A 19,844-nucleotide genomic window follows, 5' to 3' on the forward strand; every position below is an offset into this window, starting at 1 on the left:
CCTCATCCAGATGCTCTCAAAACTGGATAAACTGTCCTTTTCTAAATGGGCTATTTACCTCGGATTTGCTATGACAAAGCGACGCAAGCATTTCCTAAAGAAGAATTGTACGGATTGACAAGCCAAATGCGTCGTGCCTGCGTTTCAATTCCTGCTAATATTGCGGAAGGATGTGGTAGGAAAGGAGAAGCAGAATTAGCTCGATTTTTGCAGATTTCTATAGGTTCAGCTAGTGAGCTTGAGTACTACCTATTTCTGTCTAGGGATCTTCGCTTATTGACAAGCCAAGAATACGAAGACTTAGCAAAAGCCCTGAACGCACTAAAGCGAATGTTAAATTCCTTTATCCAAAAGCTTATGTACTAAATATTTGCTAATTGCTAACAGCTAACCGCTAAAAAATGACAACTCCCTCTATTCAATGGTATCCAGGTCACATTGCTAAAGCTGAAAAGGCACTTAAAGAACAGCTAAGGCTTGTTGATGTTGTGCTGGAAGTTCGTGATGCGCGAATTCCTTTAGCGACGCATCATCCGCAGGTTAAAGAGTGGGTAGGGAATAAAATGCGGGTTTTAGTCTTGAACCGCGTTGACATGATTCAACCGCAAGCGCAGCGAATGTGGGCTCAGTGGTTTAGAGAACAAGGCGAAGAACCGTGTTTCACGAATGCGCGAAAGGGAGAAGGTGTTATTGCAATTGCCAAAGCCGCACAAGCTGCGGGAGTAGCAGTGAACCAAAGAAGACGCGATCGCGGAATGTTACCGCGCCCTGTACGGGCTGTTGTGATTGGTTTTCCGAATGTTGGTAAGTCAGCCCTGATTAATCGGTTATTGAAGCGTAAAGTCGTCGAAAGCGCGGCGCGTCCTGGTGTGACGCGACAGTTACGCTGGGTGCGCATTTCGGATCAACTAGAGTTATTAGATGCGCCTGGAGTGATTCCCGCAAAGTTGAACGATCAACAAGCTGCTTTTAAGTTAGCGATTTGCGATGATATTGGTGATGCATCATATGACAATCAACGTGTTGCAGCTACTTTAGTTGACTTGCTCAAGTCTTTGACTGCCACTGCACCAGAATTATTTCCCGAAGATCCCCTAAATCGCTACAAACTCGATCCTACTTTGTTTACTGGTGAAGCTTATATTCATACCTTGGCACATCAACGCTATCAAGGCGATGTCGAGCGCACTGCACGAGCGCTCTTGACAGATTTCCGTAAAGGTGCGTTAGGAGCAATTTCTTTAGAGTTACCACCAGCTTAGAACTTTTGGCTTTATTGCGGATAACTCTAAAAATCAATCAGCGGTTCAACTATCTCAACAATGTTACACGCTGATTTCCTTGTACCAAATCTATTTTGTACTACAACATAACCTACGAGAGTAATTCCCGCAACATTGCTAACTTCTCTGGCAAAACTTGGTAATAAATCCACGTCCCACGTCGCTCTCGTTTGAGCAAACCTGCCTCATACATTAGCTTGAGATGATGACTTACGGTTGGTTGCGAAAGTCCTAACGGCTCTGCTAATTCACAAGCACAAACCTCTCTAGATGGCTGCGCTGCAATTAAACTCAGCATTTGCAACCGCACAGGCTCGCTCAACACGCGAAAAATTGCTGCTAGATGAGTCGCCTCATCTACTGTAAGACGACCAGAGAGCAAGGGTGTACAGCAAGATGTAACTTTAGGTAACTTCATACTTTTTATATTGACACATATCGATATAAGCTGCAAAATATTGATATGCTTAAATATTGACATTAATCAATATAAAGAGAATCAAACTATGTCTCGCGTTCAATTGGCGCTTAATGTTCGTGATATTGATTCTGCTGTTGATTTCTACAGCAAACTTTTTGCCACCGAGCCAGCAAAACGCCGCCCAGGTTATGCTAACTTTGCGATCGCCGAGCCTCCCTTGAAACTGGTACTGATCGAAAACCCGAAAGCAGCGGGTAAGTTAAATCATCTGGGAATTGAGGTAGAGTCATCTGAACAAGTCAAACAAGCTAGCGATCGCCTTCAAAAAAGTGACCTATCTGTGACACCCGAACACCAGACTACTTGTTGCTACGCTTTGCAAGATAAAGTTTCGGTGAAAGATCCAGATGGTGCTAACTGGGAAGTCTATGTAGTTTTGGAAGATTCGGCAACTTTTGGTGTGTCTCAGAAAACTGAAGCTCCAGTTTGTTGCTCCTAGACTGCTTACGTAGTTTTGAGCGCGTCTTTGGATAGAATTGAGTACCACCGCTAAGCTTCAAATCAATGTTTCTAGGCAAAAAATAAGCTGTATTATACGATATGTATTGTAGAAACCTGTCTTCACAGGTTTTTTCTGTGTAACTGCATTTTTACGCGCTCAGACTTGAGTAAGGTTTAGCTTCCACTTATAGAAGTCTCCAATCCCTTCACTGCGGTTTATCCATCTAAACATTGCGGTTTCGCTGTAGCTTGCAAATATCAGTAAAGTTAATCGTAAATATAAAATGTCCCTACTTTGCCACTTTTTTGTCCCGCTTTTGTTACTTTCACTGAATTAATCTATCTAAAGTTTAGAGAACTTCTACAGGAGATACATAACCCAGAAGTTCTGAAGTAACAAGTACTAAATGAAAAGAGGCAATTCCGATGAACAATATTGTTGTTATGAAAAGCGATCGCGCTTTATCCGCCCGCCAAAAGCGTTGAAAGACAAATGGCAAATACTCAGGCGCAATTCCGATTCCATCATCTTCTACACGAACAACAATACATCGCTTTTGTTGCACTATAGAAATGATAACGCTGCTCCCTGTAATTGTGTATTTAATCGCATTATCTAAGGATTGCGCAGTTCGTGCGAAGCATCCGCCGTAAATTCTTTGAGTTCGCTGAAAACTTTTTTTGATCGGTTCTAAAGCTTGCTGCGTCAGCCAAACTGCACCAATTGCAATAAATATAAGCGCAATTGCTTTGCCAATTCCTAAACCAACGACCAACCGCGCGATCGCAATTTCTGTTTCTTTTGTCGATTCACTGGCACGGATATAGCCTTCTAACTCTAATCGTTGCTAATTATTCCCGACGGTTGAACTTTGACTATCTGAGTAAACTGCGATCATCAGCGTCCGAATTTGCCCTTGCTGTTGAATAATTTAATCAGTTCGTTTCAAAGGTAAAGTGGAAAATAGCTTACCTTTTCGCGCCAAAATCTGTCCATTTGCATCAAACCATTCCAAACTCTGATCGCGTTTAAAGAGTTCGCGCCAGGGTAAATCTTGATTAATACTTTGTAGCCCTTCGGTTTTAACGTCTTTCAAACTCGGTACAGCAGCTTGCGCTAGAGTGATTAGCTGATTGTTTAAGTGTTGCTCGTGACTGCGAGTCACAAATGCGTACACTGCCATACTGGATGTTCCAAGTACGGCTGCCATCACTGTCAAGTACGATAGCAAAAGGCGACACCGCAGGTATTGAAACATTTGTTTAGGGGTTCGATTTGAGTCGATAACCCAACCCGTAAACTGTTTCAATAAGATCATCAGACGCTCCTACTCCTTTCAATTTCTGTCGCAGACGCTTAATGTGCGCCTTAACTGTATCCTCACTCGGTGGTTCTTCAAAAGACCAAAGATTCTCTAATATCGTATTGCGGTTGAGTACACTACTACCTTGACGTAAGAAAAGTTCTAAAAGGCGGTACTCTTTTGGCGTAATTTTTAACGGTTGTTGCTTATAGGTAACTTCGCAAGTATTCGAGTCAAGACATAAACCTTCCCACTCTAAAGCAGGAGGCAAAGTTGCAGTACCTCGCCGTAGTAAAGCACGAATGCGCGCCATTAATTCTTGCAGTTTATAAGGCTTAAGTACATAGTCATCAGCACCTGCATCTAGCCCTCTTACTTGATCGAGCGTCGTGTTGCAGTTAACATCAATGTGGGCATTGAATAGCCCTGTATGCGTAGTTGTTGACAAAAACTGATCCCATCTATTTTGGGTAGCATGAGATCGAGGACGAGCAGATTGTACGTAAACGATTTAACAAAATCCCAGCCCATTTGACCGTCAGCCGCGATATCAACAACATAATGTTGGTCAGTGAGAGCTTCTGCAAGCGAATCTGCAATACGCTCGTCATCTTCAGCTAATAAAATTCTCATGTTAGATGATTAACTTGAGCCTCAGCTTTAATGTGCAAAATAGCAATGTAGCTAATGATTTTTTAGCAGCAACGGCACTAAATAGCAAATGGAGAGAAATAAGATTTATTTATATTAAAAATAAAATTCGGTCTTATTTCCTCGATAGGACCGAATTCTCAAATTACCCTAATTTCATAGAACCTGTTTCCAAAGTCAATGTAATTACTGTTAGGCGCTTAATTAAGCATCTCCTAACTCTACATTCACTAAATGTTTAAATTAATACGGGTTGATGAAATTTAGATGAGAATTAAATGAGGAAATTCTTACTTTTCAAGCAAACATAGAATCTTATCATGTGCAAACTCAAGGCAGAACGTTGCTTTCTATCACAGAATCTTTCACACGGCAAACCCCATCTCGGCTAATCCTTGGCGTAACCGGTTTGCTTCGACAGGATTTTGTACTTCGTGGAGTGCTATTGACTGTTTAAAAGCAGCCAAACTATCGTTTAGCTTACCAAGTTTGAGAAGGACAACGCCCAAATTTTGATACGCTTCGGCGTATTTTGGATTGAGCGAGATCGCTTGCTGATACTTGATGATCGCTTCATTCAACAATCCCATCGCTTTCAAAGTCATTCCCAAGTTGTAGTACCCTACGGCAAATTTAGGATCGATCTGCAACGCAATTTCATACGCCAATTTTGCGCCGTTGAGATCGCCTGTTGCTTGCTTTAAGTTCCCTAAATTGTTGTACGCACCAAGTTTGAGTAAAGGATAAATCGATAACCCGATGGCTGCTTGATAGTGCGCGATCGCTTTTTGTAGCTGTTGTAAGCGACTATAAGCAATTCCTAAGTGATAGTGCAGTTCATATAAAATTTGCGCATTTAAACCACTGCGTTTCAGCCCTTGTTCTAATAATTCAATTCCGCGATGCCAAGAACCCGTCTCGACGTACAATGCACCAAGTTTGCTACACACGTACGGATCGTTCGGGTGCGTGCTAAAAAAGCCTTCCATTGCGGTTTGGGCTTGGGTAAACTTATCTTTTTGCGCGATCGCACCGCGTTGATATCCTTCGTGCAAAATTGCCACATTAGGTAAATAACCAACTTGCCATTGAGGTTCTTTGCTCATAATCCGAGCTACGCTATCATCGACTAATGCGTGATACGGGCGCGAAAAGCAAAGATTTGGGTGACGCCGAAATAAGCGTGAAACTTGCGAGTAAGGCGATTGCGCTGCGCCGACTTCTTGTCGCAATAAATTAATCAGCAAGAAGCGATCGTGTTGTATTGCTTGCTTCAGTGACGGAACAATTTCTGGAACTAAGACTTCATCTGCGTCTAACACCAAAACCCAATCCGTGCGGACATACTTTAAAGACTCATTACGTGCTTTAGCAAAGTCATTACACCACTCAAATGTATAAACCTTTGCACCAAATTTTTGAGCAATATCAGGTGTGCGATCGCTTGAACCTGTATCTAGAACAACAATTTCATCAACTAAACCCTGAACACTTCTCAGACACTGCGCTAGTGTTTGTTCTTCATTTTTCACAATCATGCACAAACTAAGTTGCATTTTCCCCGCACCCTACACATAGCAAGTGTGGCAATATTAACTTATCTTGACGCCTGCAGTGAGTAATCCCATTTCACTTTAAAGTTGCGACATCTGGGTAGCAGAGGAAGCAGAGAGAGAAATTAACTGTAGTTCTTATTTAGTGAAATGGTATAACTGTTAACGAGATAACAGTTATTAACTTACGTATAAACTTATGTCTACTAGCAAAAAAAAAGCTCCCTTGTCAGTTAATAACTAAAAAGGAGCCTTTAAATCGATTAATTACCTGTTACCACACACCGCAAGCAAGACATCCATGCATAAGTTTTAACTTTATTCAAAGCGCGGTATAACTACACTCTAATTAAAGACTAGGTGGTAACAATACTCTATCAATCGCGTGAATAACGCCATTGCTAGCTTGAATGTCTGGCTGAACAACTCTCGCATCATTTACTGTTACTCCACTTGCAGAAGTTTTAACATTAACTGCTTCACCTTCAACAGTTTTCACTTCCCCAGGCTGGAGTTCATTTGATTGAACGCGTGCGGGAACTACGTGGTAGGTTAAAATTTGTACTAAGAGTTGCCGATTTTCTGGTCTTAACAATTCCTGAAGCGCATCTTGTGGTAAAGCAGCAAAAGCTTCATCTGTAGGCGCAAAAACAGTAAACGGTCCTGTTCCTGACAAAGTTTCAGTCAAACCTGCGGCTTGTAATGCTGCTGTCAGTGTTTTGAAAGAACTATTTGCTGCGGCTAAAGCTACTATGTTGTTAGCCGCTCCTGGGGCTTCCCCTTGTGGAGGGGTCGTGGGTGCTGTAGGCGGTGTTACTGGTGCTGTAGGCGGTGCGGGTGCAACAGGAGGAGTAGCGCCTGGGGTTGTACCAGGAGTTCGGTTATAGGGAGGCTCATTAAAGATACTCGGTCTAGGGTTGAGAACGCCTTGGCTTTGTGCAACTATCGGAAAGTTCGCTGCGATACTAACGCCAACAATTCCTAGTAAGCTAGCTAACCTTTTAAGTGGAGTGCTGTGAATGTGCATTTTCGTCATGAGTCTTATTCTCAATTTTTAAGTTTTATAACATTAAACTCCAAATCTACAAAGTTTTTACCACACTATGACGCAAATCTTTCTTAAGAAAGATTCAAGTTATTAAAGTCAAATGATCACCTACATAACCATAGAGATGCACCAGACGTTTATAACTAGTACCTGTGGTATCGCCCGAAAGCAGCAGCTTGATATTGGCTTTGGCGTCAGTAACATCCAGATTCAGTACTGTGTAGCTTTGACAAATAATATCAGCGTCTGCTTAAATCCTTGTTTTTTTACTAAACAAGTCACAATTCAATTAAGTTATCTATACTACAAATTTATTGCCAGATACTCAAACAAACATTTTTCGAAAATTTCTCATGAAGTTTGTAAAAAATTAATAATTGCTACACCAAATTTTTATATGACTTTACAAAGTTTTGAAGCTCGTGTCTAAAGGAGTTTAAGCAAGCATAAAAGTACTAAATTTAGTTATGTTGGTACGCTTGATTAAAGAATAACGCACAACAAAAATTCTAACACCTTAGATTCTTACTTGCGATAGAGGCTAGCAGGATGTTGCAATTGATACTCTAATTTGTGAAAGGAAGAGAAAAAGCTAAGGTTAGGAGGATTTAAAAATGGAATTTCTAGCATGGATTGTTCTAGGTTTAATAGCAGGCGCGATCGCAAAAGCTATCTATCCTGGTCACCAAGGAGGCGGTATCCTAGCAACAATCATTTTAGGTATCTTGGGTGCATTAGTCGGGGGTTGGCTAGGTGGTGCCTTGTTTCCTGGAGCAGTAGGGGCAGCAGGAGCAGCAACAGGCGCGCTAAGTATACCCAGTATTCTTTTTGCGATTTTGGGTGCAATTATCCTTCTCTTCATCTGGGGATTGATCACTCGTCGTACTGCATAGATAGGCAATATAGTAAGCTTCACAAACGACAAAATTTTTGCTCCCCTGGTCGATACGAGGGGAGTTTCAATATATCTAAAGTAGTTGAAAAAGTCTCAAAAAACCAATAAAAATTGTTCTGCTATTTAGCGCGCACTAATAAAAAAATTCCCCTGAAACTAGAAATAAATACTAGAAAGCTCAGACTTGATACATAGGCTCAATTGAAAAATTCCTTCAGCAACTATTCTTCTAATAACTAAATACTTATAATGTTAGGTGTTTTATTGAAAAAAAACGGAGTGGCAGCAAAATGTTAGAACTCTACCAATTTGAACTATCACAATATTCAGAAAAAGTTCGCTTAATATTAGATTTTAAAGGATTAGCTTATCGCAAAATCGAGGTCACTCCTGGAGTAGGACAGCTAGAGCTTTTTCGGTTGACGGGTCAAAGACAAGTTCCCGTACTCAAGGATGGTAATCAATACATTGCTGATTCTACACAAATCGCTAAATATCTCGAACGCAAGTATCCTGATCGCCCAATTATTCCATCCGATCCAAAACAACGCGCAATGTGTTGGCTGATTGAAGAATGGGCAGACGAATCAATCGGTATCAAAAGCCGTAAAGCATTATTCGGAGCACTCACTAAAAGTGAAAGTTACCGTAAGTCACTGTTACCAATGGCAACTCCTGATGTAGTAAAAACACTGATAGGAGTTGTTCCTAATGATGTTCTAAAAGTACTAGGTTTTAGTGTGGGATATGGACCAGACGTTGTTAAATCCGCTGAAGAGGATTTAAAACAAGATTTAGAAGCACTTTGCTTGTTACTTGCAGAGAATCCCTACTTAGTTGGGGATCAACCAACGCTCGCTGATTTAGCTGTTGCAGGTTTGGCAATGTTACTCAAGTTCCCTGACGGACCTTATCTAGAATTACCAGCGACACTAAAAGGGAAAGGAATTCCTGGTTTAGGCGACAATATCGCGTATCAACCATTTTTTGAATGGCGCGATCGCCTGTATGCACAGTATCGTAAACCACTAACAGGAGTCAGTACAGTTGGTTCTACACCAACATCCATTCAAATCGACTAACTGAATTAAAAGATTGGAGATCAGGGGTCAGAGGTTAGGGAAAGACAAAAGTTTTTGCGGGAGGCATATTAAAGGTTTATCAAGTAGGAATTTCGCTGACCCCCGACCGCTGACCTCTTGAATAAATTGGTAGCCAGAAAGAAAAATCCGACGTAATATAAGGCTGCATAGGAATCGCAGGAAATGCTATGAATTCGGGACAGCCGTTAGGGTCAGTCACACACGGGTCACTCAGCCAGGGGTTAGAAGTGAGATTGCATCCGGATGTTTCTGTAGAAGATATGCGGGTAGGAAAATTCCTCATTGTCGAAGGCGTGCGATCGCGTTTCTTTTGTATGCTTACCGACGTCGCGCTTTCGACTTCTAGCCACCGCATAGTTGCTAATCCTCCTAGCCCTAATGACGATTTCTTACGAGATGTGCTAGCCGGAAGTGGAACCTATGGCACGATTAACCTCACGCCGATGTTGATGTTTACACCGGAAACCTTAGAGGAGCAAGGCAGTGCCTTGCCCATAGAGGTGAGAAACCAGCGATTGAACGTTACCAATGGCAGTTCATTAGCCTCGTTTCAGCCGCAGAGTAGTAGTAATATGGAACTCTTGCCGGTAAAGACGATTCCGAGTCACTTTAGTCAAGTTTATGAAGCTTCAGAACGTGATTTTCGCGCAGTGTTTGGCTGGGAAGACGATCCGCACCGCCGAAACTTTGCGATCGGTCAGCCATTAGATATGGATGTGCCAATTTGTCTTGACTTGGATCGTTTTGTCGAACGCAGTAACGGTGTCTTTGGCAAATCTGGTACGGGAAAATCATTTTTAACTCGCCTGCTATTATCTGGAATTATTCGCAAACGCGCAGCAGTCAACTTAATTTTTGATATGCACTCTGAATATGGCTGGGAAGCTGTATCGGAAGGAAAACAATTTAGCACTGTCAAAGGCTTGCGTCAGTTATTTCCTGGGCAAGTGCAAATGTACACCCTCGACCCTGAATCAACAAAACGGCGTGGGGTACGCGACGCCCAAGAACTGTATTTAAGTTACGACCAAATAGAAATTGAAGATATTCGCTTAGTCGGACAAGAATTAAATCTATCAGAAGCAAGTTTAGACAACGCCAATATTCTCTTTAGTGAATTTGGCAAATCCTGGATTCTTCGGTTGTTAAATATGACCAACGAAGAAATTCAGATGTTTTGCGATGAAAAGCGGGGTCACAAAGGTTCACTCCTCGCATTGCAACGTAAACTGATGCGCCTAGAAAATCTCAAGTATATGCGATCTGCGTGTCCGCACAACTATGTCGATCAAATATTACAGTCGCTTGAAGCAGGTAAACACGTTGTTGTCGAGTTCGGCTCGCAATCGGATATGCTTTCTTATATGCTCGTCACGAATATGATTACACGGCGTATTCACCGCGCGTATGTCCGTAAGGCTGAGAAATTTTTACAATCCAAAAATGCCAGCGATCGCCCAACGCCTTTGGTAATCACCATCGAAGAAGCCCACCGCTTTCTCGATCCTAGTGTTGTCGGACAAACGATTTTTGGAACAATTGCCCGAGAAATGCGCAAATACTTTGTTACCCTGCTTGTAGTAGATCAGCGCCCATCGGGAATTGATAATGAAGTTATGTCGCAAATCGGTACTAGAATCACCGCACTCCTCAACGACGAAAAAGACATTGATGCGATCTTCACAGGAGTTTCTGGCGCACAAAGTTTGCGGTCAGTTCTCGCCAAATTAGATTCTAAACAACAAGCTTTGATTCTTGGTCATGCCGTTCCTATGCCTGTCGTTGTGCGCACGCGCCCTTATGATACTCAATTCTACGCAGAAATCGGCGATGTTGCTTGGGAAGAAAAATCTGATTCAGAAGTCTTCGCAGCGGCTGAATTAGCTAAAGCCGATTTAGGCTTTTAAATACAGCAGTGAGAGGTAAGGCAGTGCCGCCTGTACTGATAGGTTCCAATGCGGAATACACGCCATCTTCACCGTAGTATCAGTACGGTTATCTCGCTACTGATGAACGCCTATTTCCGCGTTGGCTAAGTCATCATAATAAGAGTTAGAATATTTGTTTTGCTTTAAGTGCCTATCGCCCTTTACTCTTGTTGAGATTTATCATACAATTAAAAACAAAGTCATTACGACTTCAAGTTGATGGGATGTAGTAAATTGATTTTTTAACTAAAGTGCCAAGCGAGCGTGGCACTACAGTAACAAGCCCAGCCGCGCTGGGAAACTTCCCTCAAGGAGCATCGTCTCTACATCTTCTGTAGGATGCTTATCCACCAAGATTTAGCTAATGTTCCTGATATAAAGTTTGCGATTGCTTTCCCCATCTGCCCCAGCTAAAAAGTATCTGTTTTGTTTACGGAGTTGACGACGCACCAATGCCCACTGTTAACACCCCAACCGAAGAAACCACCAACACCCGCTTCACGGCTGATATGGTGCGCACTTATCTGCGCGAGATCGGTCGTGTCCCACTGCTAACTCGTGAGCAAGAAATTATCTATGGCAAGCAGGTACAGCAGATGATGTCTGTGCTAGACGCCAAAGAAGCTTTAGCAAAGAAATTGCACCGCGAACCAACCGTACAAGAGTGGGCTTCACACGTGAAAATGTCTGAAGCTGATTTGCACGACACAGTGCGGCGGGGACAACGCGCTAAGCAAAAGATGATCGAAGCAAACTTGCGTTTAGTGGTAGCTATTGCCAAGAAGTACCAAAAGCGTAATATGGAATTCCTGGATTTGATTCAGGAAGGAACGATGGGACTTGAACGCGGTGTCGAGAAGTTCGATCCTACACGTGGTTATAAGTTTTCCACGTATGCATATTGGTGGATTCGCCAAGCGATTACGCGTGCGATCGCCCAACAAGCCCGCACCATTCGTCTACCTATCCATATCACTGAAAAGCTGAACAAAATCAAGAAGATTCAGCGCGAACTTGCACAGCGCTTAGGTCGTAGTCCTAGCCCAGCCGAGATCGCAACCGAGTTAGAACTCGAACCTAGCCAAATTCGCGAGTACTTGAACCTGGCGCGTCAGCCAGTATCTCTCGATGTTCGTGTTGGCGATAACCAAGATACTGAGTTACAAGATTTGCTTGAAGATGAAGGACCATCTCCAGAGCATTACATGACTCAAGAGTCGTTACGTCAAGACCTCGACCATCTGATGGCAGAACTGACCCCACAACAGCGCGAAGTGTTAAACCTGCGATTTGGATTAGAAGACGGTAATGAGCTTTCTTTAGCCAAAGTAGGCGAACGTCTCAATCTTAGCCGCGAGCGAGTTCGACAACTAGAGCATCAAGCGTTAGCCCACTTGCGCCGCCGCAGAGCAAACGTACAAGAGTATATTGCTAGTTAATTGGCCAATATCCTCATGTACCTGCGGTGTATCCACAAGTCTGGCTTAAGTTTGAGCGTAGAGAAGCCCCCCAAGTTTCCCACTTGTGGGGACTTTGTTTTTGGAAGCTCTTTTTGTAGCAACTTTATAGTTCTATATGACTTACGCAATCTGAGCGTTTTAATCAGAACCAAGACTTGGGGGCTTCCCCCAAACCCTCTCCAAAAAAGCGGCTACTCATAAAGCAGCGATTGTTCAGGGTAGCTGTTGCGTAAGTCCTGTCCTAGTCAACATTAGGATGATTATAGAAGCTCATAATGATTTCCCTGACAAGAGTTTAACCCTGACTCCTGCTATGAAGTGAAACGGTATCAAAGGTATTGTTTTAATTGTTGGGCTAATGAATTCGTATGTCTTTAGCGAGTTGGCTCCAACCTAACGTGGCATCTCGACAGTGATTAGCAGGATCAAGCGCTTTGAATAGCGTAATGCAGTGAGGGTACTTTTGCGGCGTATATCGATACGCTGCTTGGCTATTGGCATAAAAGATCTGCAACATAGGCGCGATCGCGGACTCATCGACTAAGCGTAATTGCGACTCTTCCGGTATTAAATTAGCAATAGCTAACCATTGCCAGCGAGAAACTAATTCTGCTGTTGGCGCTTGCTATTTGCGTGTTGAGGTGCTTTCAGCCGTTGAGAATTAAGGACGATCGCAGTATAGTCTAGCAAAAACGGCAGCGTAGACCAGAGCACTGTTTTGAGCAAAACCTTGAGGCTATGACCAGGCGAAGGTTGATTCGCAGTAATTGGCGCTGGAGCATCAAAAATTGCCAAAAGTGCGACTTCTTGCCCTGCTTGCGTTAGTTGTTGCGCCATATCAAACGCAACAAGTCCCCCAAACGACCAACCACCCAAGTAATAGGAACCATGCGGCTGCACAGTTTGAATTGCTTGGATGTAATACGCTGCCATTGCTTCAATCTGTTTCAAAGGCGGTTGTTTGCCATCCAATCCCAGAGGTTGAAGTCCGTAGAAACTGCGATCGCTTCCTAGGTAATGTGCCAATTCTAGATAAAGATCGGATGAACGCAGAAAAAAGGTTGTTTGTGACCTCCAAGCGTTAAGGGAACTAACGGCGACCAAACTTCTGTAGCCTGCTTTAGAGATGGAGGATTTTGAATAACCGATTTGTCACTTGTTAACGATGATCGCAAGCGAATGTGTGCTGCGCGATCAAGCCGGACTAATGGCGAAACGTGTTGTGGTGCCGTGTTGCGCAATTTATCAATGACTACAGCCAGTTGCGCGATCGTTGGTGCTGCAAACACGCTGCGTAAAGGCAGTTTTAAACATATCACGCACGCGCGAGACAAGTTGTGTCGCTAGTAACGAATGTCCACCCAACTCAAAAAAATTGTCGTGAACACTCACGTGCTTAAGTCGTAATTCCTCCCAAATGTCGGCTAGCATAGATTCTGTATGCGATCGCTGGGCAAGCGTTGGCTTTGATGTCTGAGGTGCCTCTGGAAGCGGTAAAGCACGGCGGTCGATTTTACCTGTAGCCATTGGAACAAAGGATTCTACAGGTACAAGCACCGAAGGTATCATGTAGTCGGGTAAAGTTTGCCCTAAGTATTCGCGTAGCTACGGAACGAGTTGACGTGCAAACTGAGCTTGTAGCGGATTGTTTGTGTAATTCTTCCAAGCTTGATTCGCTTGCTACTGAGCGATCAGTAAATCAACTTCTTGACGTTTTTGTCGAATCAATACAACATCATAGCCACCCGTTTGTGTTTGTTTAGACCACGCAATTTCTACACCGTACGGCAGTACAGATTCTAAATCCCACCAATCTTGGGGATCAATCGCCAATTCTGTGGAGTCCAACGCTTCGCGCATTCGTTCAACAGTTTTTGGCGAGGTTTGATGAAATAGCCAATCGACGGTTTTGACTGCGGCGTTTACTCGACTGTTAGTAACGTTGGTTATACCAAAAATTTCTGGTTCAGCCTCTAGTAAATGATGTTGAACATCAGCAACGCTGAGTGGCTGCTGCTTCCAATCTCTCCATGCGATCAAAGTTGTCGTCGCAGTTTCGTCCATGTAGAGCAACACGTTGTAGTGAAATTGTGTCATTCCTGTTGCTTCACACCAACAAGGATGTTGTTTTAACCTATTAAGCAGAGTTAACTGGTTAAGGTTACTATCTGAATAGTCATCAACCTTTAGTCCATTAAACTGCAAGCTTACCATCAAATAGGCACTTTCTACGACTTCCCGCCACCGTTCAATTTGCTTATAGTGAGTCATCCGAAAATCTGCCCAACCTAAGTAATTTTTGCAGTGCTTGAAGCCATACTCTATCCAGGTTCTCAAACCATATAAATTGCCGATTTCTTTGTCTAGAGACTGGGGCAGTAGTTCAACTGGGTCAGTTGTAATTGTCCAGTAACGCCAGTCACGTCGTTTACCAAATATGATTTCTTGTAGATAGCGCACCTCACTCTTTCCATTGGAAAAGATGCGGTCGAAAGCTTTCCACCGATTGGTTCTTACACGTTGCTCCTTGGGCATTAACACGCCATGATTCGAGCGAATTGCTACAATCCAGGGATACTCCAGTTCGTCTAATGAACGGATGAAGGGATGGCTCTCTCCATAAAGACTGTCTGCTAAAACTAGCCCAAATTTAAAACCAAAAGCCTTTAATTCTCGGATAATTTGTTTAGCTAACTGGAATTTTAGTTTGATAAATATCTCCCGGAAGAAGTCTTTTTTGAGGCTTAAAGATTTTAAACATCAAGGGAAAAGTCATTGCTGCGCTGCGTGAATACGTTACATTTCATCGTGAAATCAGGGAGAACGTTGAATATAAAGATCGAGTTTATGATTATTTAACTTATTGTGAAAAACATAGAAAAAAAGATTTATTGGATGTGTTATTTAAAAAAAGAGAAATAAACTTTAATTCTATAAAGAGGACAATTAGGGAAACTCTATCGGTCTCTCGTCACAAAAAAACGAGGGGATAAATTGAGAGAATCAAAATTAGAAGATGAAAGAAATATTGGCATACTGCGTAATACTGCAAGTCCTGAAACTTTGAAGAATGTTGAGCTAAAAATTATACAACATGAGTTAAAACCAATTCAATACAAAGAAAAGCTTGATGATGTTTTTATGTATTTCCTCTCACTTTTTATTGTTGTTACATTTTTAACAGCATTTGAAATAGATGTAACAGAACTTAATACAAATTTAATTTACGGAATGTTCAACACTCTGACAGCAATGATAGGGCTAGTATTATTAGTAATCAAGATTTATACTCATTTGATATTTCGATATCAGCATAGAGAAATTGATAAGCGTATATACCTTGTGCAGAGAGCACAGATGAAACAACCTTCAAATGATCAAGCAAAGCATGATCAATAGTCAACCAATGATCAAAAAAAGCCGAGTCTGATGTCGCAACTTAAAAATATTAGAATTGATGAACCAGACGACTTTGCTGCAAATTTAGATTTATACTTGAGCGGCGAAAAGCGTGTCGAATAGAATATTTGTTGACAGTGGGTTTATTATTGCATTAGTTAATTACATAGATCAATACCATCAAGAAGCATGAAAATTAGCAGACAGATTTGAAAGTTCTCCTATACTTACAACTGATGCTGTATTATTAGAAATAGTAATGCTCTTGTACTTAATTACAGGCAACAAGCATCTGAAATTATTGATAAATTTTTAGCTTCCGAAGAAGTAACACTTGTTAATCTTAACCAAAACTTATTTAAACAAGTTTTAAAATTGTACAAAATGTATCAAGATAAGGAATAGAGTTTAGTTGATTGTGTCTCTTTTGTAGTCATGCGGGAAGCCAGTGTAAATCAAGTGTTAACTTTTGACCGACATTTTGCACAAGCAGGTTTTCAAGTGTTGAGTATATGAACTATGAGGCGGGCAAAAAGCCCACCTTGTCACTTATTGAATCACGCCAGAATGACCAGGGATATCTCCCATCGGTTCAAATCTTCCACCTAAGTATTTTGCCAAAAACTCCTCCGCTATAGCATAAAAGTGTAAGCGGTTTTCGGGACGTGCAAAGCCGTGTCCTTCATCGGTGTAAAGCGCATATTCTACAGGTTTACCTGCTTTCTTTACAGCTTCGACAATTTGATCGCTTTCGGCTTGTTTAACGCGCGGATCGTTCGCACCTTGGGCAATCAGTAGCGGTTTTTCGATGCGGTCAGCGTAAAATAAAGGCGATCGCGACTTTAAAAATTCCTGTTCGGTTTCCAAGTTACCAATACGATGCGCTTCCATTGCTCTTAATGGTTCCCAATATTGGGGAATACTCTCCATCATCGTAATTAAATTACTTGGACCCACAATATCTACACCCGCAGCAAAGACATCAGGGGTAAACGTTAACCCCACTAGAGTTGCATAACCGCCATACGAACCACCCATAATTGCAATCTTTTGCGGGTCAGAAATTCCTTTTTCGACTAGCCAATTTACCGCATCGATTAAATCATCGTGCATTTTTGCACCCCATTCGCGATTACCCGCGTTGAGGAAGTTTTTACCATAACCTGTAGAACCTCGGAAATTAACTTGCAACACCGCATAGCCACGATTTGCTAGCCATTGCACTTCCGGATCGTAACCCCAAGTATCCCGCGCCCAAGGACCACCGTGAACTAACAGTACCGTTGGTAAATTCTTTGCTTCGATTCCTATAGGAGTTGTTAAATAGCCATGAATTGTTAGCCCATCGCGTGCAGTATAAGAAACAGGTTGCATCGACGCAAGTTGCAAGCCTTCTAGTTTCGGCTGGTTGCTGAAGAGTAAAGTGCTATTTTTCGATTCGCGATCGTAAGTGTAGTAATAAACGGGACCATCATCAGTGAGGTAAGATACTAACCATGTTTTATCGGCTAAGTCGCGGCTACTGATACCAAATTCACCGTGACGTACTTGCGAAATTGCGGCAAAATCAGGTGCAATACTTTGATCGAGAATTTGCCACTCTTCTTTGTCTTTGTAGAAAGAAACAGCTTGAATCCGCCGCGAAAGCGGTTGCACAAGCACACCATCAACGTCATATTGAGAATCTTCAGCAATGACTGTTTCTTCACGAGTCGCTAAATTTAGGGCAATAAGTCGCTGTGTATTTGCTTCGTGGCTAGCAATGAGATACAGTGTTTGACCATCATTAGAAAATAATACTGGCGCACCTTCGTCATCAGGTCCCCAGTGGCGTAACAATTGCCAATCTTGATCTAGGGTTTCTCGATACAAAAGATCTGAACCACCATCTGGGGTAGTTGCGATCGCCGCTTTGATCTGAAACTGTGCATCAGCTAACCAGCCAACGATATTTCCTGGATTCTCGGTATCAAACTCCACTGCACCATTTTTCAAATTAACTCGATAGACATCGTGTTTACGCAAATCTTGTAAATTCAACCCAACTAAAATTTCATTGGGAAAATTCGGATCAAGCCCTACGGGTTGTGCTTGAATTCCTTGAAAGGGCGTTAAATCACGGACGATCTGTGTTGTGATATTAACCGAATACAAGTGCCAGTTTTCATCGCCATCGGTATCTTGCAGGTAAATTAACTGTTCACCTTCATACGTCCAAAAATAGACGCGGATACCACGTTTTTTATCGTCGGTGAGTTTGCGATCGTCTTCTTGTCCTACTGTACGCAACCATACTTGTAAAACGTTCTTCTCATCCGGTGCAATATATGCTAAATATTTCCCATCAGGCGATAACTGCGGACGCGCCCGTTCAGGATTACCAAAAAGAATATCACGCGGAATCAGCGGTGGTAGCTTGGATAATTCTACTTCTGTTACAGTTTGCATTGTGAGATACTTGCGTATTATGTTGCTTTTTCTACAGTAGATGAAAGCTCCTCGCAGTTGCATCGTATTTGCTAAAGTGCAAGTAGAGTAATAACACTACTTGCAGTCCACATCATATTTACAGCAAGAGGGAACTATGGAAGCTTTAGTAAAACAAAAGTGTACTGCGTGTCATAAAGATGCACCCCGCGTTACAGATGCAGAAATTGCCGAACTCAAACCACAAATTCCTGACTGGAATATTGTTGAAGTAGATGGAGAAGCGCGTTTAGAACGTACTTACAAGTTTCGCGATTTTCAAGCTGCACTCGATTTTACTAACCGCGTTGGTGCAATTGCAGAAGAAGAAGGACATCATCCCGCATTACTGACTGAATGGGGTAAAGTAAAAGTCAGTTGGTGGACTCATGCAATTTCTGGGTTACACCGTAATGATTTCATTATGGCAGCAAAAACCGATCAAATTGCAGCAGGTTGATTGCGTGAAGTTAGAGGATGAGTGATAGTGTAGCAATCTTAAATCATTGGTGAAAATCTCTCTTTATTCTTCTCTCTGTGTCTACGGACACTTTGACGCTAGTTGCTACAACGGGGGAAACCCCCGCACCTTTCATGTGTCCTCCTTTGCGTCTGGAGTGGTTCGTTGAAAAGTATAGGTAATGGTTGATGTTTGGTTGCTGGTAGAAGCGATCGCTCAATTATTGCTAATATTTTTCATTGATCTAGCGACGTAGTACCTGCAATGACACTCATCCTTTCCCTGACTGAGTTGCTTGAACTGTATGAACAACACGCTCAAAGTCACACGCATGATGTCTTAATTGATGAGTTTGAGTCGTTGTATAAATTACCTGAATGTTTGGGTGATGGATATCAACGTGAGATCAATATTGCCCCAGGAGTTGGATTAGTCATCTTCAATAACAAGTACGCTGATAATGTGGTACTTAAAGTTCCCGTACATGACCATTTGGTACAATTTTCCGTACTCTCATCAGGGTTGATTCATCACGACGAAGTTTATCCAGTTTTGGGTGGAAAATGCACGTATTTATCTGGGAGTGGTGTATCACCTGCTTATGTTGCAAGATACCAAAAGTCACAAAACATTCTAGGTGTAAGTATTGAGCTTGAGCCTGAGTTGCTACAACAATTTCTTGTAAGTGGGCATTCTTGCTTGGAATTTTTAATAAAAAACAATGATTGGAAGGAATCATTTTTTCCAGATGTTACACCAGCAATGCAAGTTGTGGTGCAGCAAATTCTTAATTGTCCCTATCAAGGGGTTACAAAGCGATTGTATCTTCAAGGAAAAGTGTTTGAATTACTGGCAATGCAGTTAAACCCAATTTTGGCAGAATGGGGTCAACTTCAGCCTTCACCTCGGCTTAAACCAGACACTATTGAGAGACTGTATCACGCAAGAGATATTTTAACAAGACAGCTAGAAAATCCCCCTTCGTTGTTAGAACTAGCGCAGCAAGTAGGAGTGAGCGATCGCACTCTCCGCCGTGGCTTCCAAAAATTGTTTGGGACAACGGTATTTGGTTACTTGACGCATCAAAGGATGAAAAGATCCGAACAGCTTTTACTTGATGGCGATCGCACCATAGCCGAGGTTGCAAATATGGTAGGTTATTGTCATTTAGGACATTTTGCTGCTGCCTTTAAGCGCCATTTTGGTATCACTCCGAGTGAATTAACAAGTAGACGGACGCTTCGTGGGTTACAAGGCGATTAACAGCAAGCAGTCACGATTGTGTGACGCAAGTCCGTTTCGGGATCTCAATTGCCGTTTGCGGATAGACGCTTTCCCACACTAAGCCTTATTGTCTGTTAAGAATCATTTT

The 19,844-nt window shown here is 42.3% G+C and carries 20 protein-coding genes and 1 pseudogene; 10 read left to right on the forward strand and 11 right to left on the reverse strand.

Annotated features, from left to right (window positions below; genetic code table 11):
• The first annotated feature begins 45 nt into the window (after positions 1–45).
• Both NIES1031_RS16485 and ylqF read left to right on the forward strand, forming a co-directional pair.
• The gene (locus tag NIES1031_RS16485) at positions 46–366 is read left to right on the forward strand and encodes a four helix bundle protein (protein ID WP_073550609.1); all 321 of its coding nucleotides are present in this window, start codon (positions 46–48) and stop codon (positions 364–366) included.
• A 35-nt stretch (positions 367–401) separates the two neighbouring features.
• On the forward strand, positions 402–1,262 hold the full coding sequence (ylqF, locus tag NIES1031_RS16490) for a ribosome biogenesis GTPase YlqF (protein ID WP_073550610.1): 861 nt from the start codon (positions 402–404) through the stop codon (positions 1,260–1,262).
• 112 nt (positions 1,263–1,374) lie between these two features.
• Here ylqF and NIES1031_RS16495 read toward each other — a convergent pair whose 3' ends face one another.
• Positions 1,375–1,701, reverse strand: coding sequence for an ArsR/SmtB family transcription factor (locus NIES1031_RS16495; RefSeq protein WP_073550611.1), 327 nt, complete (start codon positions 1,699–1,701; stop codon positions 1,375–1,377).
• A gap of 88 nt (positions 1,702–1,789) precedes the next feature.
• Here NIES1031_RS16495 and NIES1031_RS16500 point away from each other — a divergent pair, with 88 nt between their 5' ends.
• Positions 1,790–2,203 (forward strand): ArsI/CadI family heavy metal resistance metalloenzyme, encoded by a 414-nt coding sequence (locus NIES1031_RS16500; protein WP_073550612.1) that lies wholly within the window; start codon positions 1,790–1,792, stop codon positions 2,201–2,203.
• A 352-nt stretch (positions 2,204–2,555) separates the two neighbouring features.
• On the opposite strand, the gene NIES1031_RS23885 is transcribed toward NIES1031_RS16500, so the two are convergent.
• The 5 genes and pseudogenes from NIES1031_RS23885 to NIES1031_RS16525 all read right to left on the reverse strand — a co-directional run bounded on the left by NIES1031_RS23885 (position 2,556) and on the right by NIES1031_RS16525 (position 6,749).
• Positions 2,556–2,981 carry an ATP-binding protein gene (locus NIES1031_RS23885; RefSeq protein ID WP_073550613.1) on the reverse strand — a complete coding sequence of 142 codons (426 nt, stop codon included), beginning with the start codon at positions 2,979–2,981 and terminating at the stop codon, positions 2,556–2,558.
• A gap of 156 nt (positions 2,982–3,137) precedes the next feature.
• A complete protein-coding gene (locus NIES1031_RS23890; RefSeq protein WP_143167797.1) occupies positions 3,138–3,464 on the reverse strand; it encodes a hypothetical protein in 327 nt (108 codons plus the stop codon).
• Positions 3,465–3,468: 4 nt separating this feature from the next.
• Positions 3,469–4,142 (reverse strand): annotated as a pseudogene (locus NIES1031_RS16515) (response regulator transcription factor).
• Positions 4,143–4,525: 383 nt separating this feature from the next.
• Positions 4,526–5,716, reverse strand: a complete 1,191-nt coding sequence (locus tag NIES1031_RS16520) for a tetratricopeptide repeat protein (RefSeq protein ID WP_218596839.1) — start codon at positions 5,714–5,716, stop codon at positions 4,526–4,528.
• 346 nt (positions 5,717–6,062) lie between these two features.
• Entirely contained in the window at positions 6,063–6,749 is a 687-nt protein-coding gene (locus NIES1031_RS16525) for a fasciclin domain-containing protein (RefSeq protein WP_084544380.1), read from the reverse strand.
• Between the two features lie 626 nt (positions 6,750–7,375).
• Between NIES1031_RS16525 and NIES1031_RS16535 the strand changes: the two genes are divergently transcribed.
• The 4 genes from NIES1031_RS16535 to NIES1031_RS16550 all read left to right on the forward strand — a co-directional run bounded on the left by NIES1031_RS16535 (position 7,376) and on the right by NIES1031_RS16550 (position 12,126).
• Entirely contained in the window at positions 7,376–7,654 is a 279-nt protein-coding gene (locus NIES1031_RS16535; RefSeq protein WP_073550617.1) for a GlsB/YeaQ/YmgE family stress response membrane protein, read from the forward strand.
• 292 nt (positions 7,655–7,946) lie between these two features.
• Positions 7,947–8,738, forward strand: a complete 792-nt coding sequence (locus NIES1031_RS16540) for a glutathione S-transferase family protein (protein WP_073550618.1) — start codon at positions 7,947–7,949, stop codon at positions 8,736–8,738.
• A 188-nt stretch (positions 8,739–8,926) separates the two neighbouring features.
• A complete protein-coding gene (locus tag NIES1031_RS16545; RefSeq protein ID WP_073550619.1) occupies positions 8,927–10,666 on the forward strand; it encodes a helicase HerA domain-containing protein in 1,740 nt (579 codons plus the stop codon).
• Positions 10,667–11,139: 473 nt separating this feature from the next.
• Positions 11,140–12,126, forward strand: coding sequence for an RNA polymerase sigma factor, RpoD/SigA family (locus NIES1031_RS16550; protein WP_015190882.1), 987 nt, complete (start codon positions 11,140–11,142; stop codon positions 12,124–12,126).
• 624 nt (positions 12,127–12,750) lie between these two features.
• On the opposite strand, the gene NIES1031_RS25050 is transcribed toward NIES1031_RS16550, so the two are convergent.
• From NIES1031_RS25050 to NIES1031_RS25740, 4 genes are all read right to left on the reverse strand, one after another.
• A complete protein-coding gene (locus NIES1031_RS25050) occupies positions 12,751–13,173 on the reverse strand; it encodes a thioesterase domain-containing protein (RefSeq protein ID WP_073550620.1) in 423 nt (140 codons plus the stop codon).
• Positions 13,174–13,175: 2 nt separating this feature from the next.
• Positions 13,176–13,436 carry a hypothetical protein gene (locus NIES1031_RS25055; protein WP_073550621.1) on the reverse strand — a complete coding sequence of 87 codons (261 nt, stop codon included), beginning with the start codon at positions 13,434–13,436 and terminating at the stop codon, positions 13,176–13,178.
• A complete protein-coding gene (locus NIES1031_RS16565; RefSeq protein WP_178378162.1) occupies positions 13,393–13,674 on the reverse strand; it encodes a phosphopantetheine-binding protein in 282 nt (93 codons plus the stop codon). The genes NIES1031_RS25055 and NIES1031_RS16565 overlap by 44 nt, the downstream gene beginning before the upstream one ends.
• A 153-nt stretch (positions 13,675–13,827) precedes the next feature.
• Positions 13,828–14,865 carry a transposase gene (locus tag NIES1031_RS25740; protein ID WP_330219969.1) on the reverse strand — a complete coding sequence of 346 codons (1,038 nt, stop codon included), beginning with the start codon at positions 14,863–14,865 and terminating at the stop codon, positions 13,828–13,830.
• Positions 14,866–15,141: 276 nt separating this feature from the next.
• Here NIES1031_RS25740 and NIES1031_RS16575 point away from each other — a divergent pair, with 276 nt between their 5' ends.
• Positions 15,142–15,546, forward strand: a complete 405-nt coding sequence (locus NIES1031_RS16575) for a hypothetical protein (RefSeq protein ID WP_073550624.1) — start codon at positions 15,142–15,144, stop codon at positions 15,544–15,546.
• A gap of 549 nt (positions 15,547–16,095) precedes the next feature.
• On the opposite strand, the gene NIES1031_RS16585 is transcribed toward NIES1031_RS16575, so the two are convergent.
• Positions 16,096–17,994: a S9 family peptidase gene (locus NIES1031_RS16585; protein ID WP_073550625.1), complete on the reverse strand. Its 1,899-nt coding sequence runs from the start codon at positions 17,992–17,994 to the stop codon at positions 16,096–16,098.
• Positions 17,995–18,130: 136 nt separating this feature from the next.
• Here NIES1031_RS16585 and NIES1031_RS16590 point away from each other — a divergent pair, with 136 nt between their 5' ends.
• The gene (locus NIES1031_RS16590) at positions 18,131–18,472 is read left to right on the forward strand and encodes a 4a-hydroxytetrahydrobiopterin dehydratase (protein WP_073550626.1); all 342 of its coding nucleotides are present in this window, start codon (positions 18,131–18,133) and stop codon (positions 18,470–18,472) included.
• Between the two features lie 264 nt (positions 18,473–18,736).
• Positions 18,737–19,735 carry an AraC family transcriptional regulator gene (locus tag NIES1031_RS16595; RefSeq protein ID WP_073550627.1) on the forward strand — a complete coding sequence of 333 codons (999 nt, stop codon included), beginning with the start codon at positions 18,737–18,739 and terminating at the stop codon, positions 19,733–19,735.
• The last annotated feature ends 109 nt before the right edge of the window (positions 19,736–19,844 follow it).

The organism is Chroogloeocystis siderophila 5.2 s.c.1 (assembly GCF_001904655.1).
GTDB lineage: Bacteria > Cyanobacteriota > Cyanobacteriia > Cyanobacteriales > Chroococcidiopsidaceae > Chroogloeocystis > Chroogloeocystis siderophila.